Annotated in this window: 24 protein-coding genes and 1 tRNA gene; 19 read left to right on the top strand and 6 right to left on the bottom strand. The window is 71.1% G+C overall.

All coding sequences use genetic code 11. From position 1 onward, the window contains the following. Positions 1-98 precede the first annotated feature (98 nt). From KE274_RS05280 to KE274_RS05330, 11 genes are all read left to right on the top strand, one after another. Positions 99-515 (top strand): GntR family transcriptional regulator, encoded by a 417-nt coding sequence (locus KE274_RS05280; RefSeq protein ID WP_211541583.1) that lies wholly within the window; start codon positions 99-101, stop codon positions 513-515. Further along, positions 512-1582, top strand: coding sequence for a DUF1648 domain-containing protein (locus KE274_RS05285; protein ID WP_211541584.1), 1071 nt, complete (start codon positions 512-514; stop codon positions 1580-1582). The genes KE274_RS05280 and KE274_RS05285 overlap by 4 nt, the downstream gene beginning before the upstream one ends. 2 nt (positions 1583-1584) lie before the next feature. After that, positions 1585-2571, top strand: a complete 987-nt coding sequence (locus KE274_RS05290) for a CPBP family intramembrane glutamic endopeptidase (RefSeq protein ID WP_211541711.1) — start codon at positions 1585-1587, stop codon at positions 2569-2571. Between the two features lie 4 nt (positions 2572-2575). Then, entirely contained in the window at positions 2576-3235 is a 660-nt protein-coding gene (locus tag KE274_RS05295; protein WP_211541585.1) for an O-methyltransferase, read from the top strand. A 127-nt stretch (positions 3236-3362) separates the two neighbouring features. After that, positions 3363-4643, top strand: a complete 1281-nt coding sequence (eno, locus tag KE274_RS05300) for a phosphopyruvate hydratase (RefSeq protein WP_211541586.1) — start codon at positions 3363-3365, stop codon at positions 4641-4643. A 218-nt stretch (positions 4644-4861) separates the two neighbouring features. Next, positions 4862-5290 (top strand): FtsB family cell division protein, encoded by a 429-nt coding sequence (locus tag KE274_RS05305; protein ID WP_307872153.1) that lies wholly within the window; start codon positions 4862-4864, stop codon positions 5288-5290. A 47-nt stretch (positions 5291-5337) separates the two neighbouring features. Then, positions 5338-5877: a DUF501 domain-containing protein gene (locus KE274_RS05310; RefSeq protein WP_211541587.1), complete on the top strand. Its 540-nt coding sequence runs from the start codon at positions 5338-5340 to the stop codon at positions 5875-5877. Then, positions 5874-7190 (top strand): S8 family serine peptidase, encoded by a 1317-nt coding sequence (locus KE274_RS05315; protein ID WP_211541588.1) that lies wholly within the window; start codon positions 5874-5876, stop codon positions 7188-7190. The genes KE274_RS05310 and KE274_RS05315 overlap by 4 nt, the downstream gene beginning before the upstream one ends. A gap of 25 nt (positions 7191-7215) precedes the next feature. Further along, positions 7216-8730: an NAD(P)/FAD-dependent oxidoreductase gene (locus KE274_RS05320; protein WP_211541589.1), complete on the top strand. Its 1515-nt coding sequence runs from the start codon at positions 7216-7218 to the stop codon at positions 8728-8730. 183 nt (positions 8731-8913) lie between these two features. Then, positions 8914-9987 carry a hypothetical protein gene (locus KE274_RS05325; RefSeq protein WP_211541590.1) on the top strand — a complete coding sequence of 358 codons (1074 nt, stop codon included), beginning with the start codon at positions 8914-8916 and terminating at the stop codon, positions 9985-9987. A 224-nt stretch (positions 9988-10211) separates the two neighbouring features. Further along, positions 10212-11099, top strand: coding sequence for a cation-transporting ATPase (locus KE274_RS05330; RefSeq protein ID WP_211541591.1), 888 nt, complete (start codon positions 10212-10214; stop codon positions 11097-11099). A gap of 12 nt (positions 11100-11111) precedes the next feature. On the opposite strand, the gene KE274_RS05335 is transcribed toward KE274_RS05330, so the two are convergent. Next, positions 11112-11184: transfer RNA gene (locus KE274_RS05335), tRNA-Leu, on the bottom strand. Positions 11185-11288: 104 nt separating this feature from the next. On the opposite strand from KE274_RS05335, the gene KE274_RS05340 reads away from it, so the two are divergent. The 3 genes from KE274_RS05340 to KE274_RS05350 all read left to right on the top strand — a co-directional run bounded on the left by KE274_RS05340 (position 11289) and on the right by KE274_RS05350 (position 14496). Beyond that, a complete protein-coding gene (locus KE274_RS05340; protein ID WP_211541592.1) occupies positions 11289-12536 on the top strand; it encodes an alanine racemase in 1248 nt (415 codons plus the stop codon). Then, the gene (locus tag KE274_RS05345) at positions 12533-13846 is read left to right on the top strand and encodes a D-arabinono-1,4-lactone oxidase (protein WP_211541593.1); all 1314 of its coding nucleotides are present in this window, start codon (positions 12533-12535) and stop codon (positions 13844-13846) included. The genes KE274_RS05340 and KE274_RS05345 overlap by 4 nt, the downstream gene beginning before the upstream one ends. 83 nt (positions 13847-13929) lie before the next feature. After that, positions 13930-14496: a LemA family protein gene (locus KE274_RS05350; RefSeq protein WP_211541594.1), complete on the top strand. Its 567-nt coding sequence runs from the start codon at positions 13930-13932 to the stop codon at positions 14494-14496. A 9-nt stretch (positions 14497-14505) separates the two neighbouring features. Here KE274_RS05350 and KE274_RS05355 read toward each other — a convergent pair whose 3' ends face one another. Further along, positions 14506-15405, bottom strand: a complete 900-nt coding sequence (locus tag KE274_RS05355) for a hypothetical protein (RefSeq protein ID WP_211541595.1) — start codon at positions 15403-15405, stop codon at positions 14506-14508. Further along, positions 15402-16661, bottom strand: coding sequence for a winged helix-turn-helix domain-containing protein (locus KE274_RS05360; RefSeq protein ID WP_211541596.1), 1260 nt, complete (start codon positions 16659-16661; stop codon positions 15402-15404). Before KE274_RS05360 ends, KE274_RS05355 begins: the two co-directional genes overlap by 4 nt. A gap of 85 nt (positions 16662-16746) precedes the next feature. Here KE274_RS05360 and KE274_RS05365 point away from each other — a divergent pair, with 85 nt between their 5' ends. Continuing rightward, on the top strand, positions 16747-17943 hold the full coding sequence (locus KE274_RS05365) for an AI-2E family transporter (protein WP_211541597.1): 1197 nt from the start codon (positions 16747-16749) through the stop codon (positions 17941-17943). Then, the gene (ilvA, locus tag KE274_RS05370; protein WP_211541598.1) at positions 17940-19169 is read left to right on the top strand and encodes a threonine ammonia-lyase; all 1230 of its coding nucleotides are present in this window, start codon (positions 17940-17942) and stop codon (positions 19167-19169) included. The genes KE274_RS05365 and ilvA overlap by 4 nt, the downstream gene beginning before the upstream one ends. Positions 19170-19231: 62 nt before the next feature. Here ilvA and greA read toward each other — a convergent pair whose 3' ends face one another. Together greA and KE274_RS05380 are read right to left on the bottom strand one after the other, a co-directional pair. Further along, on the bottom strand, positions 19232-19720 hold the full coding sequence (greA, locus tag KE274_RS05375; RefSeq protein WP_136033456.1) for a transcription elongation factor GreA: 489 nt from the start codon (positions 19718-19720) through the stop codon (positions 19232-19234). Between the two features lie 96 nt (positions 19721-19816). Continuing rightward, a complete protein-coding gene (locus KE274_RS05380; protein WP_211541599.1) occupies positions 19817-20203 on the bottom strand; it encodes a DUF4307 domain-containing protein in 387 nt (128 codons plus the stop codon). 92 nt (positions 20204-20295) lie between these two features. On the opposite strand from KE274_RS05380, the gene KE274_RS05385 reads away from it, so the two are divergent. After that, positions 20296-20565 carry a hypothetical protein gene (locus KE274_RS05385; RefSeq protein ID WP_307872154.1) on the top strand — a complete coding sequence of 90 codons (270 nt, stop codon included), beginning with the start codon at positions 20296-20298 and terminating at the stop codon, positions 20563-20565. Positions 20566-20569: 4 nt separating this feature from the next. On the opposite strand, the gene trhA is transcribed toward KE274_RS05385, so the two are convergent. Beyond that, complete coding sequence (gene trhA / locus KE274_RS05390) at positions 20570-21301, bottom strand: PAQR family membrane homeostasis protein TrhA (RefSeq protein WP_211541601.1); 732 nt, start codon at positions 21299-21301, stop codon at positions 20570-20572. 98 nt (positions 21302-21399) lie between these two features. Here trhA and KE274_RS05395 point away from each other — a divergent pair, with 98 nt between their 5' ends. Both KE274_RS05395 and KE274_RS05400 read left to right on the top strand, forming a co-directional pair. Beyond that, entirely contained in the window at positions 21400-22179 is a 780-nt protein-coding gene (locus KE274_RS05395) for an isoprenyl transferase (RefSeq protein ID WP_211541715.1), read from the top strand. Between the two features lie 33 nt (positions 22180-22212). Then, the gene (locus tag KE274_RS05400; RefSeq protein ID WP_211541602.1) at positions 22213-23343 is read left to right on the top strand and encodes an aminotransferase class V-fold PLP-dependent enzyme; all 1131 of its coding nucleotides are present in this window, start codon (positions 22213-22215) and stop codon (positions 23341-23343) included. Positions 23344-23497 lie beyond the last annotated feature (154 nt).

Raw genomic sequence — 23497 nt, forward strand, 5'->3', positions numbered from 1 at the left:
GGTCAGTGTGGAGGATTCCGCCTCATCCGGCGAAGACGTCTGGAGGGTTGGCACAGTTGTTCTAGTTCACCTAGAATAACTAGCGATAGGAGGTCGCCATGCTGATCCGCGTCGACGTCGACAGTCCGCACGCGCTGTACGACCAGGTCGCCGCGTCCATCCGCGCCGACATCCTCGCGGGCGCGCTCGTCCCCGGCGACCGCCTGCCCGCGGCGCGCGACGTCGCGACCGCCCTCGACATCAACCAGCACACCGTGCTGCACGCCTACCAGCGACTGCGCGACGAGGGCCTCGTCGACCTGCGTCGCGGCAGGGGCGCGGTCATCGCGGCGTCCGCCGCCCCGCTGGTCGAGCTCGCGCACGAGATCGACGGACTCGTCCGCCGCGCAGCGGCCGTGGGTGTCTCCGCCGAGACCCTCGCGGGCATCGTCCGCACCCACCGCGCTCCCGTCGACGATCCCGGTACCCGCGCGCCGCGCCGCACCAACCGCACCACCGAGGAGGACTCGCCATGACGACCCACGACCTCACCCGCACGCCGCCCGCGCTCCTGCGCCGCGCGCGCCTCGTTTTCGTCGTGGTCGCCGTCGTGGTGCCGGTGCTCATCACGGCCGCCACCACCGCCGTGCTGCTCGCGTGGCTGCCCTCCTTCCCCGCGTCGGTGGCCGTGCACTGGGGCCTGAACGGTGCCGACCGCTTCGACACTCCGCTCGTCTACCTCTGGGTGCTGCTGGGCGTCGGGCTCGGTGTTCCGCTGCTGATGGCGGTGACCACGCTCGCCGCGGTCGGCGCGCACTGCGGCGGCACCGCCCGGCTGATGGGCGCCTTCGCCGCGGGCATGTCCGCGTTCGCCGCCGCCATCAGCCTCGGGTCGCTCGGGATCCAGCGCGACCTCGCCCCGACCGGCGAGGTACCCGGGATCGGCGGGGTCATGGCCCTCGCGTTCGGGGTGCTCATCGTCATCGGCGGCCTCGCGTGGCTGGTGCAGCCACGCGTGCGTCCGGAGCCCGGTCACACGCTCGAGCCGCGGCACGCCGTCCGGGTCGCCGACGGGGAGCGCGTCGTCTGGGTCGGCACGACGACCATGCCCCGCGGGGCCCTGGCCTTCCTGCTCGTGGTCCTCGCCGGGCTGATCGCGCTCGCGGTGTGGATGCTGGTGGGCGGCGTCTCCGGGTCCTGGATCGCGTTGCTGGTGACAGTGGTGGTGGCCGTCGCGATCGCCGCGACGACGTCGTTCCGGGTGCGCGTGACACCGGAGGGGTTCACCGCCCAGGCGCCGCTCGGCTGGCCGCGGCTGCGCCTCCCGATCGACCGCATCGTGTCCGCGCGGGCCGTGACCGTCTCGCCGTTCGGCGAGTTCGGCGGGTGGGGCTGGCGCTTCTCGCCAGACGGCCGCAGCGGCATCGTGATGCGACAGGGCCCGGCGATCGAGGTCGCCCGCCGCGACCGAGGGCCGTTCATCGTGACGATCGACGGCGCCGAGGAGGCCGCGGCGCTGCTGCAGGCCTACGTCGACCGCCCGCCCGCACGACCGGTCCGGGGCGACGCGGCGGACGGCACGACCGAAGGGAGCGGACGGTGAGCATGGACGACACGACGCCGCGCGCGGGAGCAGGGCTGACGCGCGTGCCGTGGACAGCGGTGGCGGTGTTCACCCTCATCTCCTGCGGGCTCGCCTGGCTCGTGGCGCTGCCGCTGTGGCTGGGCGCGGGGCTCGCCGAACCGATCTCCACGCTGCTGCTGCCGGTGATGATGCTCACCCCCGCGCTCGCCGCACTGCTGGTGGTATTCGCGCTCGGGGTGCTCTCGCGGGGCGAGCGGCTGCGCTTCCTCGGTCTCTGGCCGTTGCGTCCGGCGAAGCGCGTGGTGTGGTTGCTGGTCGCCGCCTGGCTCGTCCCGCCGGTCCTGGTCGGCCTCGGCATCCTGGTGTCCGCCGCGCTCGGGTGGGTGCGGCTCGACCTCACGTTCGGAGCGTTCGCCGCCGAGCTCGCGCGGACGCTCCCGGCCGGCACGCCGCTGCCGCCCGTCGAGGTCGTGGTGTTCGCTCAGCTCGCGATGATCCCGCTCGGCGCCCTGCTCAACGCGGTGTTCGCGTTCGGTGAGGAGCTGGGCTGGCGTGGCTGGCTCCTTCCCGCACTCCGCCCGCTGGGCACGTGGCCGGCGCTCCTGCTCAGCGGTGTGATCTGGGGCCTCTGGCACAGCCCGATCATGCTGCTCGGCTACAACTTCGGCCGCACCGACGTCACGGGTGTGCTGTTCATGATCGGCGGCTGTGTCGCGTGGGGGGTGCTGTTCGGCTGGCTGCGCCTGCGCTCGGGCTCGGTCTGGCCCGCGGTGGTCGCCCACGGATCGCTCAACGCGGCGGCCGGCATGGTGGTGCTGTTCGCCGCGGCACAGCCCGACCTCGCGCTCGCGGGACCGCTGGGCGTCGCGAGCTGGATCGTCGCGGCTGTCGTGACCCTCGTGCTGCTGCTCACCGGTCAGTTCCGCGCGCAGCCGCCGCTGGCTCCGCCGCGATCGCATGCCGGGTCCGTACCGCTTGACGTGCCGCGTGCGCCGGGGGTTGGCTGAGCGCATGGACTCCACCCCCGCCTCCTGGGCCAGCGCCGACTCCTTTCTCGCCGATGTGCTCCTGGAGCCCGATCCCGCCCTCGATGCGGCGCTCGCGGCGCAGCGCGCGGCCGGCCTGCCGGAGATCGAGGTCGCGCCGCTCGCGGGCAAGCTGCTGAACCTGCTGGTGCGGCTGAGCGGGGCGCGGCGCGTGCTGGAGATCGGCACGCTCGGCGGCTACTCCACGATCTGGCTCGCGCGGGCCGTGGGGGCGGAGGGCCGCGTCGTGACGATCGAGGCCGAAGCGGACAACGCCGCCGTGGCCAGGGCGAGCATCGACGCGGCCGGCGTGGGCGACCGCGTGGACATCCGCATCGGCCGTGGCGCTGACGTGCTCCCGACCCTGGTCGGCGGCTTCGATCTGGTGTTCATCGATGCCGACAAGGAGTCCAACACGGTGTACCTGGACTGGGCCGCGCGCCTCGGGCATCCCGGCACGGTGATCGTGCTCGACAACATCGGCCGCGACGGCGAGATCGTGCGCGAGGACTCGACGGATCCGAAGGTCCTCGGCACGCGGGACGGGCTGCGCATGCTGGGGGAGGATCCCCGGTTCGACGCGACCGCGCTGCAGACCGTCGGGCTCAAGGGCTGGGACGGCGTGGCCCTGGCTCTCGTGGTCTGAGACGGCGACCGGCCTAGCATCGCGACGGCGCCGCCTGTCACCCCGGCGGCGTCCGAGCCCGGGGCTAGACTGGGGCGCGGATCGACGACGCTCCACACAACCTTTTCCCTGAGCAAGGAGCACATCAGTGGCACTGATCGAGGCTGTAGGCGCACGCGAGATTCTCGACTCGCGCGGAAACCCGACCGTCGAGGTGGAGGTGCTCCTCGACGACGGCATCGTGCAGCGTGCGGCCGTGCCGTCCGGTGCGTCGACCGGCGCCTTCGAGGCGTACGAGCTGCGCGACGGCGACAAGGGCCGCTACGGCGGCAAGGGTGTGCTCAAGGCGGTCGAGGCCGTGATCGACGAGCTCGGCCCGGCCATCGAGGGCGTCGAGGCGAGCGAGCAGCGCATCGTCGACGAGATCCTCATCGAGGTCGACGGCACCGACAACAAGAAGCGCGTCGGCGCGAACGCCATCCTCGGTGTGAGCCTCGCGGTCGCCAAGGCCGCCGCCGACTCCGCCGACCTTCCGCTGTTCCGCTACCTGGGCGGCCCCAACGCGCACGTGCTTCCGGTTCCGCTGTTCAACGTCATCAACGGCGGAGAGCACGCCGACAACGGCATCGACATGCAGGAGTTCTTCCTCGCCCCGATCGGCGCCGAGACCTACTCCGAGGCGCTGCGCTGGGGCGTCGAGACCTACCACGTGCTGCGCGCCGAGCTGAAGGCGGCGGGCTACGCGACGGGCCTGGGTGACGAGGGCGGGTTCGCTCCCGACCTGCCCAGCAACCGCGAGGGCCTCGACTTCCTGGTCAAGGCCATCGAGAAGGCGGGCTTCACGCCGGGCACCGACATCGCGCTGGGCCTCGACGTCGCGGCGACCGAGTTCTTCAAGGACGGCGTCTACCGCCTCGACAACAAGGACTGGGACGCTGCCGCGCTGACCGAGTACTACGTGGGCCTGGTCAACGACTTCCCGATCGTCACGATCGAGGACGCGCTGGCGGAGGACGACTGGGACAACTGGAAGCACCTCACCGAGGCGCTGGGCTCGAAGGTGCAGCTCGTCGGCGACGACCTGTTCGTCACGAACCCGCAGCGTCTGGCCGACGGCATCGCGCGCGGCGTGGCCAACTCGCTGCTGGTGAAGGTCAACCAGATCGGCACGCTCACCGAGACCTTCGACGCGGTCAGCCTGGCGCAGCGCTCCGGCTACACGGCCATGCTGTCGCACCGCTCGGGCGAGACGGAAGACACCACGATCGCCGACCTCGTGGTCGCGACGAACGCGGGTCAGATCAAGGCGGGCGCCCCGGCGCGCAGCGAGCGCGTCGCGAAGTACAACCAGCTGCTGCGCATCGAGGAAGAGCTCGGCGACGCCGCGGTCTTCGCCGGCCGTTCCGCGTTCCCGCGCTACAAGGCCTGAGCGCACACACGCAGAGACAACGCCGCGCGAGCCGCGGCAGGACGACGCCGCCGAGGCGGCATGACGGAGGAGGAGCCGTGGTACGACGACCGGCTCCTCCTTCGCCGTCTTCGAGCGCGTCCGCACGACCCTCCGGCGCGAGTGCGGCGTCGCGGTCCGCGTCGTCTCCGAAGCCGGGTCGTCGTGCGCCGCGAGCGTCGCGGGAAGCGGCACCGCGCGTGGACGTGCGCGAGTGGGCGTCGGGAATCCGGCTGTCGGCGTTCTCGGCGATCATGCTCTCTCTCGTCGTGCTCGGCGCGTGGGTGCTGGTGCCCACACTCGGCACGTTCATCGACCAGCGCCAGAAGATCGCTGCGCTGGAGGCGTCGGTGAAGGTGAGCGAGGCCGAGATCGCCGCGCTGTCCGCCGAACGCGACCGGTGGGACGACCCGGCGTACATCACGACGCAGGCCAGGGAGCGCCTCTACTACGTCAAGCCCGGCGAGGTCGTGTATCTGATCGACAACGACCTCGACCCGTCCGCGCTTCCTCGGGAGCAGGAGCCGGTGAGCGACACGCTGGAGGAGCGTCCGGCGGACTGGATGCCGCAGCTGTTGCGCACGCTGGTGTCGGCGGGGCTCAGCGACACCGTCGCGGTCAGCCGCTGAGGCGGCCCTCTGAGCATCCTCCCGGTCACCTCCCCTACGCTGGTGGGGTGACGACGCCCCCGTTCCCTGCCCCCACGCCCGCCGAACTCGCTGTCGTGTCCGCGCAGCTCGGCCGTCCCGCGCGGGGTGTGGTGGGGATCGCGGCGCGCTGCTCGTGCGGCAACCCGACCGTGGTCGCCACGACGCCGCGCCTGCCGGATGGCACGCCGTTCCCCACGTTCTACTACCTCACGCATCCCGCGGCGACCGCGGCCATGTCGACGCTCGAGGCCACGCACGTGATGCCGGAGCTCGCGGCTCTGCTCGACGATGACCCGGAGGTCGCCGCGGCGTATCGCGCGGCCCACGAGGCGTATCTGGCTGACCGGGCGCAGTTCGGCGACGTCTCGGAGATCGACGGCATCTCGGCGGGGGGCATGCCCACGCGCGTGAAGTGCCTGCACGCACTGGCCGGGCACGCCCTTGCGGCGGGGCCCGGTGTGAATCCGATCGGTGACGCGGCGCTCGAGCGCTCGTCCTGGTCGCCCGACGTGTGCCGCTGCGAAGATCCCGGCGCGGCCGTCCGTGAGGCGGCGCGCTCGGCATGAGCCGTCGGCGGATGCTGCGCAGCGTCGTCGCCGCCGCCGCGGTGGCGACGACGGTGCTGCTGCTCGGCTCGAGCGCGACCACGGCGACGCCGCCGCCGATCCCTGACGATCCCGCCGATCCGGTCCGCGCGGCGGAGTACTGGCTCGACGGCGCGCGCATCCGGGAGGCGTGGCAGACGACGCGCGGCGAGGGCGTGACCATCGCCGTGATCGACACGGGCATCGGCAAGGTCCCGCAGACCTTCGGCGACGCGGTCGTTGGCGGCACGGACGTCTCGGGCACGGGGACGCCGGACGGACGAACGCCGCTCGGCGCGATCGATGGCAACCACGGGTCCTGGGTGGCCTCGCTGGCCGCGGGGCGCGGTGCCCCCGACGGCACGGGCATGATCGGGGTCGCTCCCGAGGCCAAGCTGCTCTCGGTCTCGGTGGGCTTCGGCGCGGCGGCCGCGGTGCCGTTCACGGAGCAGGTCGCCAAGGGGATGCGCTGGGCGGTCGACAACGGCGCCGACATCATCAACCTCTCCTTCACCACGAACACGCTCGACTGGGACGAGAGCTGGGACGACGCGTTCCTGTACGCGTTCGAGCACGATGTCGTGGTGGTGGTCGCCGCGGGCAACCGGGGCAACGGCACGAACATCATCGGAGCTCCCGCCACGATCCCCGGCGTGCTGACGGTCGGCGGCGTCGACCAGACGGGTACCGCGAGCCTCGAGGCATCGACGCAGGGCATCACGATCGGCATCTCGGCGCCGAGCGAGGGCTTGCTCGGAGTCTCGGCCGACGGCGAGGTCGTGGGGTGGAGCGGCACCAGCGGTGCGGCGCCGATCGTGGCCGGCGTGGCTGCGCTGATCCGGTCGGCGCACCCCGACATCTCGGCGAACGACGTGATCAACCGCATCATCAAGACGGCTATGCCGGTGCCGGATGCGCAGAAGCCGCGCGATCCGCTCTACGGTTTCGGCCTGGTGGATGCCGCCGCAGCGGTCTCCGCGAACATCCCGTCGGTCGACAAGAACCCGATGGGCGACCTCGCGGAATGGATCCGTCTGTTCCGCCGAGCCGACAGCGAGCCGATGCCGCAGCCCACCGTGACCCCGGTCGCGCTGCCGCCACTTCCGGACGCGGACCAGCCGAGCGAGGCCGGTTCACCGCTGCTTCCCAGCGCCGAATCGCTGCGCTACGGTACCCTGCCGCTCATCGCACTCACCGTGCCTGGTATCCTGATAGCGCTTGGCGTCACCGCAGCTGCCCGGCGCATCCGATCGGCGCGCGTTCCCGTACGCCACAATCCCGACTCCGAGGAGTAGTTCTTCTGTGCCTCAGAACAGCACTGTGCCCAAGATTCTGATCGTCGGCGGGGGCTACGCAGGTTTCTACACCGCGTGGAAGCTCGAGAAGCACCTGCGCAAGGGCGAGGCCGACGTGACCATGGTGGACCCGCTGCCGTACATGACGTACCAGCCGTTCCTTCCCGAGGTCGCCGCCGGTTCGATCGAGGCACGCCACTCCGTGGTCGCTCACCGCCGCCACCTCAAGCGCACCAACGTCGTCACCGCCAAGGTGACCAACATCAACCACGCGCAGAAGGTCGCGACGATCACGCCTCCCGTTGGCGAGCCGTACGAGTTCGCCTACGACCAGATCGTGGTCACGGCCGGTGCCGTCTCGCGCACCTTCCCGATCCCGGGCATCGCCGACAACGCGATCGGCCTCAAGACGATCGAGGAGGCCGTCGCGATCCGCGACAAGGTCATGTCGAACTTCGACAAGGCCGCCTCTCTTCCCGCCGGTCCCGAGCGCGACCGTCTGCTGACGGTGGTCGTGGTGGGTGGTGGCTTCGCGGGCATCGAGGTGTTCGCCGAGCTGCGCTCTCTCGCGTCCTCGCTCGTGAGCAAGTACCCCCAGATCCACTTCGAGGACACGCACTTCCACCTGATCGAGGCGATGGGGCGCATCATGCCCGAGGTCTCGCTCAAGACGAGCGAGTGGGTGCTGAAGGACCTGGCCAAGCGCGGTGCCAACGTGCACCTCGACACGCAGGTCACCGGGGCGATCGACGGCAACGTGGAGCTCTCCACGGGCGAGGTCATCCCGACCGACGTGATCGTCTGGACCGCGGGCGTCATGGCGAACCCGACCGTCGTGCGCGGCGGCGACCTGCCGGTGGAGGAGCGCGGCCGCATCCAGACCCGCGCCGACCTGCGCGTGGGTACCCCGGAGGCGTTCGTCGAGGGCGCCTGGGCCGCGGGTGACGTCTCGGCCGTTCCCGACCTGTCGGGCGGTGGTGTCGGTGGCTTCTGCGTGCCCAACGCGCAGCACGCCGTGCGCCAGGCCAAGCTGCTCGCGAAGAACCTGGTCGCCGTGCTCCGTGGCGAGAAGCCCAAGGACTACTTCCACAAGAACCTCGGCGCCGTGGCGGGTCTCGGCCTGTACAACGGTGTCTTCCAGTCCGGAAAGATCGCGCTCAAGGGCTTCATCGCGTGGCTCGCCCACCGCGGTTACCACGGTCTGGCGATGCCGACGTGGGAGCGCAAGTGGCGCGTGCTGTGGGGCTGGTGGAACAACCTGTGGCTGGGTCGCGACCTGGTGAACCTCGAGACCGTGCAGAACCCGCGCTACGTGTTCGAGGAGTTCGCGGCGCGCCCGCGTCCGGCGGCGCCGGCAGATGCGGCCCCGGCAGCCGCACCGGCGAAGACGGCTCCGTCCGCGACGGCTGCTCCTGCGGCTGAGACCCCGGCTGACGTGAAGGCGGCGGCGGAGAAGCCCGCGGCCAAGAAGCCCGCGGCGAAGAAGCCGGCAGCCAAGAAGGCTGCGCCCGCGTCGGCGGAGACTGCCGCCGTCAAGTGACGTCGACGACGAACGGCCCCGCACGCGAAAGCGTGCGGGGCCGTTCTCGTTACGTGCCGCACTTGCGAGGGCGCGAGGATGCGACAGAAGTTGGCGACGTAACATGTCACATTGTACGCTCTTCACAGTCGCAGGCAAGTGACGGTGCGGCCGGGCTGATCGTCCACGATGCGAGGAGAACAGGTGACGACGCAGAGCGGGGAGCCGACACCGACCCTGAGCGTTTCGGTCCGGGCGCTGCCCGGCGGGGCGTCACGGGCTGTCGCGCTGGCGGAAGCGCTCCGTCCTTTCCCGGTGCGAGTCGTCGCCGACGCCGTGGAGGAGCCGGAGCGTCGTGGCACTCCACGGCCCGCATGGCGCCCGTGGAGCCCCGGCGCGAGTCACCACCTGGTGCTGTCGGGGAGCGCGACGGTGCACCCGGCGTTCCTCGCGCAGATGCGGGATGCGGTAGCCCGTCAGCCCGATGCGCTGCTGAGCTTCTTCACGGCATGGGACAGTTACGCGTCCCACGCTGTGCGGATCGCCGCGTTCGCCGGTCGTGCGTGGGTCACGCCGCCGGGAAAGACGCTGTCGGCGGTCGCGACCGTGCTGCCCGTCGCGATGGCTGCGGAGTTCGCCGAGGGTGATGCACGCAGTCCCGCATCGGAGGGAGAAGCACTGTTCCGCTTCGCGCGGTCCCGGGGCCTGGCGTCGTACGCCAGCAATCCGAGCCTGGTGGAGTTCTGCTCCGCGTCCACGACGTCTCCCGAGCCGGAGCGGGCGACGGCCTTCCTTGCCGACACAGAGGCTCCGGCGTCCTGGTGGGGCCGGGACCCCCTGTCGGTCCCCACGCAGATTCCGGCGATCCATGTGCGCGACGGCGAACCGGTGTCCTACGAAGCGCCCAGGGAAGGCGACGACCGGTGGCGGATCCGCTCGCGCCGTCCGATCCCTGCGCCGCACTCACGTCGCCTGACCCGCATCGTCCGAGATCGTCTGCTGTGCACCGAGGTGGCGCGCAGCGATCTTCGGGCGGCGGCGTCCCTGCTGGGCGCGGCGTCGGTGCTGTGCGACCAACTCGTGCTCGCGGCGCGGATCGGGCCGCCGCCCGAAGGCTTCGGAGAGCTGAGTGCTCGTGAGGCGGCGGCATCGCTGCCGCTCGGCACCCTGTATCGAGTCATCGAGCAGCTGTCCCGTGAGGACGCGCGGGCAGAGGTCCGCACGGCGTTCATCGCGATCCGCGACGACGTGCTCGATGTGCTCGACGATCTCCTCTGAGTGAGTGACGGAGAGCCGATCCATAGGTGGCCCCGGTAAGCTCACGAGGGCAAGGGGAGTACTCCCGTCTGCAGCGGCGTCGTCATTACGGACACGAGATCGTGTCCCGGCCCGCTGGCCCCGTGGGGCGGAGGAGACCTTGGCACCTGCTCGCGGGTTGCCGGGATTCCCTGCCGACGTTGGACGTCGATCAGTCCGGTGGCCCGCCTCACGAAGGGACCACCATGGGAAAGCTCTCCCGACTGATCCGTCTCGCCTCCGATGCGCTCGACACCAACGGCGCCAGCGGCTCTCGACGCTCCGGCGAGGACGGCCGCGGCTCGACCGACTGGAGCGGCATGATCCGCGGAGCCGTGGAGTCCGTGCGCGGCGCGGGCGCCCCGTCCGAGTCGAGGGGAGCCCCTGCGTCATCGACGCCCCCGCCTGCGCCACACCGCGCCGCGCGCCCGCGCCCGGCGTCCGCATCCGGCGGGCCGTACAGCCCGCCCCCGGCGCCCGGCGGCGTCGGTGCGTCCGCGGTCGATCCGCGGGACCGCGCGGCGATCGCGCGCTACGACTACCTGATGCAGACCGCCGATCCTCACCGCATCGAGCAGATCCACCGTGAGGCGTTCGCGTCCCTCACCCCGCAGCAGCGCGAGCTGCTCGCGGCGCGCATGCGGCAGGAGCTGCCCGCGGGTGAGCGGCCGCGTTCGGCATCCGCGGACGACCTGGCCCGAGCCGCTGGGCGGGCCGAGGCGATGCGGCCCGGGCGCATGCGGGGGCTGCTGTCGAGGACTCGCGGAGTGGGCGGTGGGGCTGCTCTTGCGGCGGGCGGGGCAGCGTTCGGCCTGCTCGGCGTCGTGGCCGGTGGCGCCGTCGTGAGCGCTGTCGCGGCACCGCTGCTCGACCAGGCCGCGTCGCTCGGGGTCGACTTCGGGGCGCTCGCCGAGGGGCTGGACGTCGAGGCGCTGGCGTCGGGCGTCGACGTGGAGGCACTGACGGGCGGGGCCGGGGAGCTGCTCGGATCCGCGGGGGAGGCGGTGTCTGGTCTCGGTGAGACCGCGACCGGCTGGGGCGAGCGGCTGGGCGACCTGGGGGTTCCCGGGATCGGCGACCTGTTCGGACGCTGAGTCCGTGGCGGGTGCCCCCGCTGGGACTCGAACCCAGACTGAAGCGATTTTAAGTCGCCTGCCTCTGCCATTGGGCTACGGGGGCCGCGTCGCCAGCCTAGCGGCGGACGAACGTGAGCCCCCGCGTGGCCGTGCGACGCGGTGTCGCGAGGGGTGAACCCGAGTGCACTCAGGCCATAGGGTGGGGGAGTGCTCGACCTCACCGATGAACTGAGCCCCGTTCCGGGCGCCCCCGCGGTCGCCCCCGAGTGGAAAGACCCCGGCCGCTACTGGCCTCGTCTGTCGGCCGCCACGGGTCACCTCCCCGCCCCGGTGGCGGTGATCGATCGCGAAGCCCTGCGCTACAACGCGATGGACCTGCTGGTGCGTTCGGGCGGGCTGCCCATCCGCGTCGCGTCCAAGTCGGTGCGGGTGCGCGCCGTGCTGGATGCGGTCCTGCGGCTGCCGGGGTTCCGCGGCATCCTCGCGTTCACGCTGGAGGAGGCGCTCTGGCTCGCCGAGACCCACGACGACATCGTGCTCGGATACCCCACCGTCGATCGCGTCGCGCTCGAGAGGCTCTTCGCGGACGAGGAGGCGGCCCGGCGCATCACGCTCATGGTGGACGACCTCGTGCACCTCGACCTCATCGACAGCGTCGCGGCTCCCGGCGCACGCCCGGAGATCCGGGTGGCCATCGACGTGGATGCCTCGTGGCGCTCCCCACTGCTGGGGCACATCGGTGTGCGGCGCTCGGCGCTCTTCTCCGCGGGTGAGGTCGCCGCCTTCGCCAGGAAGGTCGCGGCACGTCCGGGCTTCCGACTCGTCGGACTGCAGATGTACGACGCGCAGATCGCCGGACAGGGGGACGACGCGGGGCCGGACGCCCCGCTCATCCGTCTCGTGCAGGCACGCTCTCGCGAGGAGTTGCGCGAACGCCGAGCCGCGATCGTGTCGGCCGTCACCGCTGTCGCGCCGCTGGAGTTCCTGAACGGCGGGGGCACCGGCTCGCTGGAGTTCACGGGCAGTGATGAATCGCTCACCGAGGCCAGCGCGGGCAGCGGGCTTCTCGGCGGACACCTGTTCGACGGCTATCGCTCGTTCCGTCCGGCCCCGGCTGCCGCGTTCGCGTTCGACGTCGTGCGGCGGCCGGCGGCCGACATCGCCACCGTGCTCGGTGGTGGCTGGATCGCCTCGGGCCCTGCCGTGGCCTCCCGGCAACCGCTTCCGGTGTGGCCGAGAGACCTGCGCACGCTGCCGCGGGAGGCGGCGGGTGAGGTGCAGACGCCGCTGCGCGGTCCGAACGCGGCGACGCTCGGCGTGGGCGATCGGGTCTGGTTCCGGCACGCCAAGAGCGGGGAACCGGCCGAGCGGATCGAGCGCTACCACCTGGTCTCCGGAGACGAGGTCATCGACGAACTGCCCACCTACCGCGGCGAGGGGAAGGCGTTCCTGTGACGCGCATCGGCGGCACGTGGCAGAACTGGGGGCGCTCCGCGTCGGTACGACCGATCCGCGTCGAGCGCCCGCGCAGCCCCGAGGGAGTGCAGCGCGCCGTGCGCGCCGCCGTGAAACAGGGGCTGCCGATCAAGGCGGTCGGCGCCGGGCACAGCTTCACCGGCATCGCGGTCGCGCCGGGCGTGCTGCTGGAGCTCGACGACCTGCAGGGGCTCGTGGCTGCGGATGCGTCTTCAGGGCGCGTCACGCTCCTCGCCGGCACGCGTCTGCACCGTATCCCCGGGCTGCTCGCTCCGTACGGACTGGCGATGCAGAACCTCGGCGACATCGACCGGCAGTCGATCTCCGGCGCCATCTCGACCGGAACCCACGGAACCGGCGCGGCCTTCGGCGGTCTCGCGACCCAGGTCGTCGGGGTCACGCTGATCACGGCAGACGGTGAGTTCCTCCGCATCGACGAGCAGAACCAGCCCGAGTTGCTTCCCGCGGTCGCCGTCGGGCTGGGTGCCCTCGGCATCATCGTCGAGGTGACGTTGCAGTGCGTTCCGTCGTTCGTCCTGCACGCGATCGACGAGCCCGTGCCCCTGGAGGACGTGCTGTCGTCGCTGGACGAGCGCGTCGCCGGGTCGGACCACTTCGAGTTCTACTGGTTCCCGCACACCGAGGTCGCGCTCACCAAGCGCCAGACGCGCCTGCCGGAGTCGACGGTTCGCAGGCCGCTGCCCGTCGTCGGCCGCTGGATCGACGAGACCCTCCTCTCCAACGGGGTGTATCGCGTGGTGTGCGCGGCCGGTCAGCTCGTTCCCTCGGTCACTCCGCCGTTCAGTCGTCTGGCGGTGCAGCTCACGGGCGATCGCGAGTACACCGATCTCTCGCATCGCGTGCTCACGCAGAGCCGGACGGTCCGCTTCCGCGAGATGGAGTACGCGATCCCGGCCGAGGCGGTGGTCCCGGCGTTCCGTGCGGTGCAGCAGCTGATCACGGATCGCGGCTGGCGCATCGAGTTCCCGATCGAGGTGCGCTTCGCCGCGGCGGACGACCGCTGGCTGTCCACCGCTCACGGCCGCGACAGCGCCTACATCGCGGTGCATCGCTACTGGCGAGCGAACCCGACGTCGTACTTCGAGGCGGTCGAGCAGATCATGCGGGAGCACGGGGGGCGTCCGCACTGGGGGAAGCTGCACACCCAGGATGCGCCGTCGCTGCGCGCGGTGTACCCGCGGTTCGACGATTTCGTGGCGTTGCGCGACCGACTCGATCCCGAGCGGCGCTTCACCAACCGGTACCTGGATCGCGTGCTCGGCGCCTGAGCGCTCGACGGGTGTGATGCGCCCAGTCCACGCGCAGGCTGCGCGTCTAGGATGAGAGAAACACGAGGAAGGGTGGGGCTCTGATGGAATGGCTCGTGCCGGTACTGATCGTCGTCGGGGTGATCCTGCTCGTCGGCATCTATCTCTGGGCCACGTACAACTCGCTGGTGCAGCTCAATGTGCGAGTGGACGAGGCATGGAGCGGCATCACCGTCCAGCTCAAGCGTCGAGCGGACCTCATCCCCAACCTGATCGAGACCGTCAAGGGCTACGCCTCGCACGAGAAGGCGGTGTTCGAGAACGTCACGCGTGCGCGCGCCGAGACGCTCACCGCGAGCGGCCCGGGCGAGGCGGGCATCGCCGAGGGGCACCTCCAGCAGGCGCTGCGCAGTCTGTTCGCGGTCGCGGAGGCCTACCCGCAGTTGCAGGCGAGCCAGAACTTCCTTCAGCTGCAGCAGTCGCTCGTCGACACGGAGGACAAGATCCAGGCGGCCCGGCGGTTCTACAACGGTGGTGTGCGCGAGCTGAACACCAAGATCAAGGTGTTCCCCAACAACCTCTTCGCCAAGGGCCTCGGGTTCACCGAGCGCGAGTTCTTCGAGGTCGCCGACAGCGGTGCGATCTCCGAGCCGCCGCGCGTGCAGTTCTGACGCGCGCGGTCACCAGGCCGTCAGCCGCAGCCCCTCGGCGGTGAATTCGACATCTCCGCGAAGACTCCAGTCGTCGCTGCGGTAGGTCGTCGTCCGCGGTGCTCCGTCCTGTCCTGTCCCGGTCACGGTGGCCACCAGCACGCCGCCGGCGGCATGGAAGCCGGGGGGCGTGAGCGACACAGTGGGCTGCTGGTCGATGCGGTAGCGAATCTCTGTCACGGCGCGGAAGTCGACGCCCCAGGGGAGTCGGATGCCGCAGCCCGGGGGAGGCGAGGGGGCAGGAGCCGTGCAGGTTTCGAGGTGTTCGTCGAGCTGTCGCTGCGCGGCCTTGACGGCGTCGGGACGCAGCACGGTCTGCAGCTCGACCGTCGTCGTCTCTCCCGGCAGCACGACGGCGTCGGCGGTGCCGTCGAGCAGCGCCACGGGGGCAGCCGCGACCCGGTAGCGGCCCGGGAGCAGCGCCGTCTGCTCACCGCCGGGGAGGGCCGCTTCGCCGATCGTGACCGCCGTGCCGATCGTCGTTTTCGGTTCGAGTGCACCGAGCCACGACGAATCCACCACCCAGCGGCCGTCCACGGCGCTCACCGACAGCTCGGCGTCGTGTTCCTCGCCGTCGAGGCGGAACGACACCTCCACCCGACGCGCCTCGCCGGTGCCCTGCACCGCGGTCACGGCGGGATGCTCGATCCTCGCGGTGGCTCCGTCCAGGGCCGCCAGAGCCGACGCCGGGACCTCCGCTCCCGTCGCCTTCACCGCCTGCGGGTCACCGTCCTCCAGGGCGCGCAGATACGCGAGCGCGGCGTCCTCCGGCGAGGGCGACCGCAGCGACGAGACAAGGAACCAGCCTCCGAGGGTGATCACGAGCACCACCACGGCGATCGTCACCGCCACCCGGAGGCGCCTGTTCACGCCGCGCCCTCCCGCTCGTGCACGTGTCGCCGCACGGGGGCGCCGTCGCCCGCCGCGAGGGCGTCGTGCAGCGCGGTCGTGGCGTCGCCCCATCCCGACACCGACACGTGTTCGAGTCCCTGCCATGCCGCGGCCAGACGCAGCTCCGTCGCGATCGCCTCCGCGTCGCCGGGGCGGGCCTGCGGTTCCCACCACGCCGACTGCACCTGCAGCGTGGAGGCCGCACGGTCGGCCTTGAGGTCGACGCGGGCGACGATCCGGTCGCCGACCAGCACCGGGAGCGAGTAGTAGCCATAGCGCCGCTTGGCAGCCGGCACGTAGATCTCGATGCGGTAGTCGAGTTCGAAAGCACGGAGCGCGCGCTCGCGGAACCACACCACGGGATCGAAGGGCGTGAGAATCGCCGCGGCGTCGACACGACGGGGGAGCGCGGCGTCGCGGTGCCGCCACGCGGGCAGCGGGCGGCCGGCGCGCTCCCACCCACGTACACGGACGGGAAGCAGCTCGCCCGCGTCCTGCAGATCGGCGATCGCGCGGCCGATCGTGGCGCGATCGCGGATGCGGTAGTAGTCGGCGAGGTCGGACGTGGTCGCGACTCCGCTCGAGCGGGCAGCCCGACGGATGAGCTCGCGGATGGCCTCCTCGCGCGGCACCTCGCGCGCACGGATGTGCTCGGGGATCACGTGCTCCGCCAGGGCGTACGTGCGCTCGAAGCCGCGTCGACCGCTGACGGCCACGTCTCCGATGCGCCACAGATGCTCCAGTGCGAGCTTGACCTCGTCCCAGTCCCACCACGTGCCGCGCTCACGCGGGGCATCCGCGCGCAGGTCTGCCGGGCGCAGGGGGCCTCGGTCGCGCAGCTCTGCGTGCACCCACTCGACCGTGCGGGCGTTGGTGCTGAGCCACGAGTCCTCCCCGGCCCACCGCCGCCGGAACGCATCCATGCGGAACTGCCAGAGCGGCCAGTCCTCGACCGGGATGAACGTGGCCTCGTGCGCGAGGTACTCCACATAGTGCGTGGTGCGCGACAGGAACAGGCGGTCGAGCAGCGCGGGGTCGTAGGCGCCGAGTCGGGAGAACAGGGGGAGGTAATGCGAACGCGCGAACACGTTGACCGAGTCGATCTGCAGCACGCCGAGGCGCTCCATCACACGGTGCACATGCCGGCTCGAGACGGTTGCGGGTCGCGCGCGAGTGAACCCCTGAGCGGCGAGAGCCATGCGGCGCGCCTGCGCGGAGCTGAGGGAGTCGGTCACGCGGCCAGCGTAGCGCCGGCGTCGGACATCGCCGCCGATGTCAAGATGCGCCGAGCGGCATACCGCATGACCGTAGACTGAGGCGATGAGCGAGGACCAGCGACCCCGGCTGCGCGATCTGTTCCGTCCGCGCCCCGTGTCGACCGATCGGACCGTGACCACCGAGGCCGACGAGGCCGTGCCCCTGCCGCTGCGCATCACCGCGAGTTACGCGTGGCGGCTGCTTCTCATCGCGGCGGCGGTCGGCGTCTTCATCTGGCTGGTGATGCTGCTGAAGCTGCTCGTCATCCCGCTCATGGTCGCGATTCTCATCACCGCTCTGCTGTGGCCGGCCTTCTCGTGGATGCTGCGGCGCGGGGTGCCGCGATGGCTCGCGATCGCGATCTCCTTGATCGGCACGATCGCGATCGTCACCGGTCTCATGTGGCTCGTGGTGTGGCAGGTCAGGGCTCAGCTGCCCGATGTGCAGGAGCGCACGACGGAGGCGTTCGACCAGTTCCAGGTCTGGCTGCACGACGGCCCGCTCAACCTGTCCGACACCCAGATCGCGGACTACCTGCAGCAGGGTCTCGACCTGATCTCCGAGCAGGCCCAGCTGCTGTGGACCGGGGCGCTCGCGATCGGCACGACCGTCGGTCACGTCGCCACCGGCGCGCTGCTGGCGCTGTTCATCCTGATCTGCCTGCTGGCCGACGGCGCGGGCATCTGGCGGTGGACGGTCAAGATCTTCCCGCGCCGGGCGCGTCCCGCGGTCGACGGGGCCGCCCGCAACGGCTGGGCGACCATCGTCAACTACGCGCGCACTCAGCTGTTCGTCGCGACCATCGATGCGATCGGCATCGGCCTCGGAGCGTTCCTGCTCCAGGTGCCGCTCGCCCTTCCGGTCGCCGTCCTCGTCTTCCTCGGATCGTTCATCCCGATCGTCGGTGCGGTCGTCACCGGCGCGGTCGCGGTGTTCCTCGCCCTCGTGTACAACGGCCCGTGGATCGCGCTGTGGATGCTCGTGGTCGTCCTTGCGGTGCAGCAGATCGAGGGGCACATCCTTCAGCCGATCATGATGGGCTCGGCCGTCAAGGTGCACCCGCTCGCGGTCGTCCTCGTGGTGGCGGGCGGCGCGATGATCGCGGGCATCCCCGGTGCCCTCTTCGCCGTACCGCTGGCGGCGTTCGTGAACGTCGCCGCGGTCACCATCAGTTCGGGCTCCTGGCGCACCGGCGTCGGCCCGAGCGGAGACCTGATCTGGAGCACAGTCCCGCGACAGCGGACACGGAGGAATCGATGAGCCAAGTCCCCAGCCTGACCGAGTTCGAGCACGCCGCTCAGAGTCTGGCTGAGGTGATTTCGCACACGCCGACCCTGCCCTCTCGGGCGCTCTCCGACGCGCTCGGTGCACCCGTGCTGCTGAAGATGGAGAACCTGCAGCGGACTGGCTCGTTCAAGATCCGGGGCGCCGCGTACCGGCTGTCACGGCTGAGCGCGGAGGAGCGCTCGCGCGGCGTCGTCGCCGCCTCGGCGGGCAACCACGCCCAGGGGGTCGCCCTGGCGGCGCAGGCGCTCGGCATCCCCGCCACCATCTTCATGCCGCTGGGCGTCCCCGTGCCGAAGCTCCTCGCCACGCGTGGCTACGGCGCCGAGGTCGTGCTCGAGGGCGAGACGGTGGCGACCTCGCTCCGGCTGGCGGCCGAGTTCGCCGAGCGCACCGGCGCGGTGCTGATCCACCCGTTCGATCATCGCGATGTCGTGATCGGTCAGGGCACGCTCGGGCTCGAGCTGCTGGCCGATGCCCCGGAGGTCGACACGGTCGTGCTGGGCATCGGCGGCGGCGGCCTCATCGCGGGCGTCGCGGCGGCGGTCAAGGCCCGTGCGGCCGAGCTGGGGCGCAGCGTGCGCGTGATCGGCGTTCAGGCGGAGAACGCCGCAGCGGTGCCGCCGTCGCTCGAGGCGGGGGAGCCGGTGGACATCGTCACGCGGCCGACCATCGCCGACGGCATCCTGGTGGCCCGTCCGGGCGACGTGCCCTTCGAGATCATCAAGGATCTCGTGGACGAGGTCGTGACGGTGTCGGACGACGACCTGGCCCGCGCGATCGTGCTGCTGCTCGAGCAGGCCAAGGTGGTCGTCGAGCCGGCGGGTGCGGCGGGCGTCGCGGCGATCCTGTCCGGCAAGGTGACCCCGAGCGGCACCACCATGGCCGTGCTGTCCGGCGGCAACATCGACCCCCTCCTGCTGCAGCGGGTGGTCGCCCACGGTCTTGCGGCTTCGGGGCGCTACCTCACGATCCGCATCCCGTTGCCCGACCGTCCCGGCCAGCTCGCGCGCGTCTCCGAGCTCATCGCGGAGGCGGGAGCGAACGTCATCGAGGCGATGCACACCCGGCACGGTCACGGGCTCCAGATCAGCGACGTGATCCTCGAGCTGAGCGTCGAGACGCGAGGGCCGGAGCACTCGGAGCACACGCTCGACACGCTGCGGCGCGCGGGCTTCGCCCCGATCGTCGTGCCCGACTGAGTCGACCTACGACGGCGCCCCTCGTCCGCATGGACGAGGGGCGCCGCGTGGTTCGCGGTCGATCAGCCCGTGTAGGTCTCGACGTTGACGATCTCGACGCTGATGGCACGACCGTTCGGGGCTTCGTAGGACGACTTCTCGCCCACCTTGAGGCCGAGGATGGCCTGGCCGAGCGGGCTCGCCTCGCTGTAGACGTCGAGGTCGCTTCCTGCCGCGATCTCGCGGCTGCCGAGCAGGAACACCTCTTCGCCGCCCGCGACGACCGCGGTGACGACCGTGCCGGGCTCGACGATGCCGCGGCTGGCCGGTGCCTCGCCGACCTTCGCGGTCTTCAGCAGGCTCTCGAGCGTGCGGATGCGGGCCTCCTGCTTGCCCTGCTCGTCCTTCGCGGCGTGGTAGCCGCCGTTCTCCTTGAGGTCGCCCTCTTCACGCGCGGCCTCGATGCGCTTGGCGATCTCGTCGCGGCCGACCGTGGAGAGGTGCTCCAGCTCGGCGACGAGCCGGTCATACGCTTCCTGCGTGAGGAACGGAACCTGAGCGTCCGTGGACATGACGAAGCTCCTTCTATCGGGATCCCGCCGACTCACCGCGGGGGATATGCCAAGACGCCCCGGCACGGGCCGGGGCGTCGTCTGTCTGCCCTCAGTCTAGGCGACCCAGCAGGTGTTCACCAAACCTGTGGTGGCCTCCGCGACCGTGGGGATGCGCTCCGAGCGCGTCTGCGAGTGGCGGTCCGACGCGGGGAGCTCGACCACCTTCCAGCCCACGACTCCGAACTCCTCGTCGAGCGCTTCCAGCACGCACACCACATCCTTGCCCTGCACCCCGGTCACCTGGAACCGGACGTCGACCGCGTGCTCGTCCACGAGCTCGAATCCCAGGTCGTCGGCATCGACCGAGGTCATCGACTGGGCGACCGTCATCCACGCGAGGGCGCCCAGCAGAAGGAGAGCGATCGACCCGCCGATGATCCAGGGGAGCCGCCGCCGTCGGGTACGGCCGTAGCGTTCATCGAGCTCGGTGGCGGTCGTCACAGGGAGGGTCTTCCGGTCGTTAGGCTGGTGATACCAGGTTATGCGACCTGCGTACGAAAGGCCGATTCATGCGTGCTCTGTCCGAGACTCCGATGCCCACGCCCTCGATGACCGTGGCGCCGGAGGCCGTGACCCCCGGCTTCATCGGCTTCGCCGTGATCGTCGTGGTGGTCGTCGCAGTCATCCTGCTCATCTGGGACATGAACCGTCGCATCCGCCGCGTGCGATACCGCGAGGAAGTGCGCGAGGAGCTCGACGCGGAGCAGGCAGCGCAGGCCGAGCGGTCCCGTTCGGAGGCCGGGGACGCGCCCTCCGGCCAGGACGCCGACCAGAGCGACGACGGGCGTCCGGACGCGCGCTGACGCGTCACGGCGCGCCGAGTGACGGCGTGAGCGGCGCGAGCGCGATCAGCAGGCACGCGGTCCAGTGGCACAGGAACGCGAGCACCGTGCACACGTGGAAGATCTCGTGGAAGCCGAAGTGGCCGGGCCACGGATTGGGCTTCTTCAGTGCGTACACGATCGCCCCGCCGGTGTAGAGCAGTCCGCCGACGATCACGAGCACCATCATGGCGACGTTGGCGTTGAGCAGATCGACGATGTACATCACAGCCGCCCAGCCCAGCAGCAGATAGAGCGCGACGTATAGCCACCGCGGTGCATGGATCCAGAACACGCGGAACAGGATGCCCAGGAGCGCGCCGCTCCAGACCAGGATCAGCAGCAGAGTGCCCTTCTCCGGCGGGAGCGCGAGCGTGGCGATCGGCGTGTAGGTGCCCGCGATGAGCAGCAGGATGTTCGCGTGGTCGATGCGCTTGAGGATCACCTTGACCCGCGGGCGCCAGTTGAACCGGTGGTACATCGCCGAGTTGCCGAACAGCAGCAGGGACGTGGCCATGAATACCGCCGCCGCCCACTTCGCCGGCGCACCATGCGACAGGACGATCAGCACCACCCCGGCCGCGATCGCCACGGGGAAGGTCGCCGCGTGGATCCAGCCGCGCCAGGTGGGCTTGATCTCCGTCGCCGCGTCGGCTGCAGCCGCCTCGAGGAGCGGCAGCTTGGGGACGTCGGTGCCGGGCTCGTCGGAAGTGCTCACGTCCTCACTCTAGGCCGCGCGGTATGCCGGCGATGGCACATGTCCTCCGGCATCCGCACACCGCGCCGAAGCCCGGGGCAGGGTAGCGTAGGTGGGTGATGTCACGCGAGAGCCCGGGCCGCGGGCCGCTGTACCGGCTGTACACCAGCCGGCTGCGTCGTCACCTCGATCCGGAGTCGGTCCCGCACCACGTGGCCATGATGATCGACGGCAACCGGCGCTGGGCCCGGCAGCTCGGCTTCGACACTCCTGCGGAGGGGCATCGGGCGGGCGCCGCCAAGATGCACGAGTTCCTCGGCTGGTGCGACGAGCTCGGTGTCCGCGTCGTCTCCCTCTACCTGCTCTCCAGCGACAACCTGCGCAAGCGCGACTCGGGCGAGCTCGCCGATCTGATCGAGATCATCGCGGAGCTCGCGGAGGCGCTCTCGCAGGAGGGCAACTGGCGAGTCCAGCACGTGGGCCGCTCCGACATCCTGCCCGCGGAGCTTGCCGCCGTGCTCGCCGCCGCCGAAGAGCGCACCAAGGATCACACCGGTCTCCACGTGAACCTCGCGGTGGGCTACGGCGGTCGCAATGAGATCGTCGACGCCGTGCGCAGCATCATCACGAAGCACGAGGCGTCCGGCGGCACGATGGAGGATCTCGCCGCGCAGCTCACGCCCGAGATGATCGGCGAGCACCTCTACACCGGCGGACAGCCGGACCCGGACCTCGTGATCCGTACCAGCGGAGAGCAGCGTCTGAGCGACTTCCTGCTGTGGCAGAGCGCGCACAGCGAGTTCTATTTCGTAGAGGCGCTCGGGCCCGACCTGCGCCAGGTCGACTTCCTCCGCGCGATCCGCGACTACGCCGATCGGGACCGTCGCTTCGGGCGGTGAGGCGGGCCCGCGGCGCCATGCCACAATGACGACGTGAGTGCACTCGAGGACTACGTCGGCACGTTCGACACCGAACCCGGCTACCTGAACTGGGCGGCGTTCGGCCCCCTATCGCCATCCGTGCGCGAGGAGGTGTTCGCGGACGCGGATCTGCTGGCGAGCGGGCGGCCGTCCTCGCTGGCCCTGGTCGCGGAGCGCATCGGACAGGCGCAGGAGCTCGTCGCGGAGCTGCTCGGCGCCGAGGCCGCAGACGTCACGCTGCAGCCCTCCTCCACGCACGGCCTCATGCATGCGCTGTATGGCCTGAGCGGCGCGGTCGTCGCGTCCACCGCGGAGTTCCCCAGCGTCAGCCTCACGCTCGAGCGCGCATCGACCGCCGCGGACCGCGCCCTGACCCCCCGGTGGATCACGCCGGCGGACGGCAGGGTGACCCCGGAGGCTGTCGCCGAGGTGCTGGACGACGAGGTGACCGCGCTCGCCGTGAGCCACGTCGACTTCCGCACCGGCTACCGCGTGGACCTGGGGGCGATGCGCGACGTCCTCGGATCCCACCGGTTGCTCATCGTGGACGCGGTCCAGTCGTTCGGCGTGATCGACGTGGACTTCACCGCCGCCGACGTGGTGATCGGCCACGGCTACAAGTGGCTCAGGGCGGCACGCGGGACCGGTTTCGCCTGGTTCTCCCCGCGCGCCAGAGAGCGCATCACGCCCGTCCTGTCCGGCATCACGGGCACGACGACCCAGGGGCTGGTGATCGACGAGCTGCCGGGACCCGCTGCGTCGGCGCGCGCCTACACCGTCAGCACACCGGACACCCTGGCCGCCGGCCGTCTCGCGATCGGGGCACGCGACGTGCGCGACGCCGGAGTCTCGGCGATCGAGGCGCGGCTCGCCGAGCACGTCGACACCGTGATCGAGATCGCCGACCGCCACGGCATCCGTGTCGTTTCGCCGCGCGAGCGCGAGCACCGCGCCGGGATCGTCGCCCTCGCGCCGGACGAGCCCGCCCGCCTCGCGGCCGCGCTCGCGAATGCCGGGATCGTCGTGACGGCCCGTGGGGCAGCGGTCCGGATCGCCCCGCACGCCGGGACCGACGCCGAGACGCTCCGCCTGCTCGACGACACCCTGCGGGCATTCGGCCAGGAGACGTTCATCAGCGCTTAACAAATCGCTGGCGTGTCGAGCCCGTGTTAATCACGGGCGCGGTCGTACCTTCGAGGCATCGGGCAAGGCGCCCGGTCGGGTCGGCCTCAGGTTCGCGACTCGTGACCCCCTGGTCGACTCGTTCGAACAACCGGGAATCCCCGGGTCGGGAGTG

Source organism: Microbacterium paraoxydans (assembly GCF_018224615.1).
In the GTDB taxonomy this organism is placed as follows: domain Bacteria; phylum Actinomycetota; class Actinomycetes; order Actinomycetales; family Microbacteriaceae; genus Microbacterium; species Microbacterium paraoxydans_B.

Coding starts and splice junctions, on each gene's coding strand:
- KE274_RS05290 (WP_211541711.1), top strand. CDS start 1,585: ATGGACGACACGACGCCGCGCGCGGGAGCAGGGCTGACGCGCGTGCCG.
- greA (WP_136033456.1), bottom strand. CDS start 19,720: ATGTCCACGGACGCTCAGGTTCCGTTCCTCACGCAGGAAGCGTATGAC.
- KE274_RS05365 (WP_211541597.1), top strand. CDS start 16,747: ATGAGCGAGGACCAGCGACCCCGGCTGCGCGATCTGTTCCGTCCGCGC.
- KE274_RS05395 (WP_211541715.1), top strand. CDS start 21,400: ATGTCACGCGAGAGCCCGGGCCGCGGGCCGCTGTACCGGCTGTACACC.
- KE274_RS05285 (WP_211541584.1), top strand. CDS start 512: ATGACGACCCACGACCTCACCCGCACGCCGCCCGCGCTCCTGCGCCGC.
- KE274_RS05330 (WP_211541591.1), top strand. CDS start 10,212: ATGGGAAAGCTCTCCCGACTGATCCGTCTCGCCTCCGATGCGCTCGAC.
- KE274_RS05385 (WP_307872154.1), top strand. CDS start 20,296: ATGCCCACGCCCTCGATGACCGTGGCGCCGGAGGCCGTGACCCCCGGC.
- KE274_RS05315 (WP_211541588.1), top strand. CDS start 5,874: ATGAGCCGTCGGCGGATGCTGCGCAGCGTCGTCGCCGCCGCCGCGGTG.
- KE274_RS05295 (WP_211541585.1), top strand. CDS start 2,576: ATGGACTCCACCCCCGCCTCCTGGGCCAGCGCCGACTCCTTTCTCGCC.
- KE274_RS05280 (WP_211541583.1), top strand. CDS start 99: ATGCTGATCCGCGTCGACGTCGACAGTCCGCACGCGCTGTACGACCAG.
- ilvA (WP_211541598.1), top strand. CDS start 17,940: ATGAGCCAAGTCCCCAGCCTGACCGAGTTCGAGCACGCCGCTCAGAGT.
- KE274_RS05350 (WP_211541594.1), top strand. CDS start 13,930: ATGGAATGGCTCGTGCCGGTACTGATCGTCGTCGGGGTGATCCTGCTC.